Source organism: Luteibacter sp. P4_E6 (assembly GCF_056401535.1).
This window is the reverse complement of record NZ_JBFUJE010000715.1, coordinates 1-1,638: the sequence shown is the minus strand read 5'-3', so window position 1 is coordinate 1,638 and position 1,638 is coordinate 1. Positions and strand designations below refer to the sequence as shown.

2 protein-coding genes are annotated in these 1,638 nt (G+C 65.8%); both read left to right on the top strand.

Annotated features, from left to right (window positions below; genetic code table 11):
* A partial coding sequence (locus tag AC1DT2_RS22720) for a biliverdin-producing heme oxygenase (protein WP_477298921.1) occupies window positions 1-405 on the top strand: 405 nt, incomplete at its 5' end.
* A partial coding sequence (locus tag AC1DT2_RS22715) for a GAF domain-containing protein (protein WP_477298919.1) occupies window positions 398-1,638 on the top strand: 1,241 nt, incomplete at its 3' end. The genes AC1DT2_RS22720 and AC1DT2_RS22715, both read left to right, overlap by 8 nt.

Genomic DNA, 1,638 nt, shown 5'->3' with positions numbered 1-1,638 from the left:
GATCTGTGTAGGAGCCGATTCATCGGCGATACGGCGCGCGATAACGCCACCTACCCCGCTGCGACGCCTATCGCCGATAAATCGGCTCCTACCGAGCGCGGCCTTGCGGCCACCGAACGGGGTGCGGTGCATGACCACGCCGCCCACTGGGGCGAACTCTACGTCATCGAAGGCTCCGCTCTCGGCGGCCGTGTGATCGTCCGCCGCCTTCGCGAGCTCTACCCCCAGCTATCGCACACCTTCTATGCCGTCGGTGAAAACGCCCCGGCCAGCTGGCGACGCTTCCAGTCCCTCCTCGACCACGCACTCCCCGACGAGGCCTCCCAGGACGCCGCCATCGACGCCGCGCAGCGCATGTTCGCGCGCTTTCAACAGACGCTGAAGGATCCTGCCGCCCATGACTGACCTGCCCGATCTGACCGCCTGCGACCGCGAACCCATCCATATTCCCGGATCGATCCAGCCTCACGGCGTCCTGGTCGTGGTGGACGCGCGCACACGGACCATCCTGCAGGTGAGCGAGAACGCAGCCCGTGTACTCGGGGTCGAACCGGCAACCGTACTGGACGCTCCGCTGGACGAAGTCATATCGCTTCCGGCAGATCTGTTCGAGGATGACGAACGCCCGGCCCATAGCGCGTGGGTGCCCGTGGCTTTCCCCAACGCAACGATACCGGCCGCGTGGTACGCCTCGGTGCACGCCTACGACACGCGCTGGATGATCGAGATCGAGCCGCGCGAGCGTGCCTTCGAAGACGAACCGTTCCGCGTGGGCTACGACCTCACGCACAAGCTGGAGCTCGACGCCACCGTGGAGCGCGCCGCCGCGCGCGTCGCACGCACCGTACGCAACCTGCTTGGCTACGACCGCGTCATGGTCTATCGCTTCGATCACGACTGGCACGGCGAAGTCGTGGCCGAAGCGCGCAAGGAAGACCTCGAGGCCTACCTCGGCCTGCACTACCCCGCCACGGATATCCCCGCGCAGGCGCGGGCACTCTACCTGCGCAACCGCGTGCGTCAGATCAGCGATTGCCGCTATGTCCCCGCGCACATCCTTCCGGCCTACGATCCGGAGACCGCGGCCGCCACCGACCTCAGCGATGTCTCACTGCGCAGCGTGTCGCCGGTGCATCTCGAATACCTCGGCAACATGGGGGTCACCGGTACGCTCGTGGCGTCGATCATCACCAACGGCAAGCTGTGGGGCCTGATCTCCTGTCACCACTACAGCCCGCTTTTCGCCGATCACCGCATGCGTGAAGTGACCGACGCGGTGGCACGCGCGTTTGCCTCGCGCGTGTCGGCGATCGAGGAACTGGCGAAGATCGAAAGCGAAAGCGTCCTGCTCACCGTCCGCGAAAAGCTGATTACCGCGTTCAACGAGAGCGATCGTATCGATCCGGAACTGCTGGCGTCGCTCGCGCCTGAACTGCTCGAAGTGGTCGACGCCGATGGCATCGCCATCTTCGCGGGCAACCGCATGATGCGTCACGGCCAGTTGCCGGATGAAGCGGCTTTGCTGCGCATTCGCGACTTCGTCGGCAGAGGCGTCGCCGAGGACGTCGACGGGATCACCGGCGTCCTGCATACCGACGAGATCGGCGCACGTTATCCGGAGCTGGCGGACCCCACCGT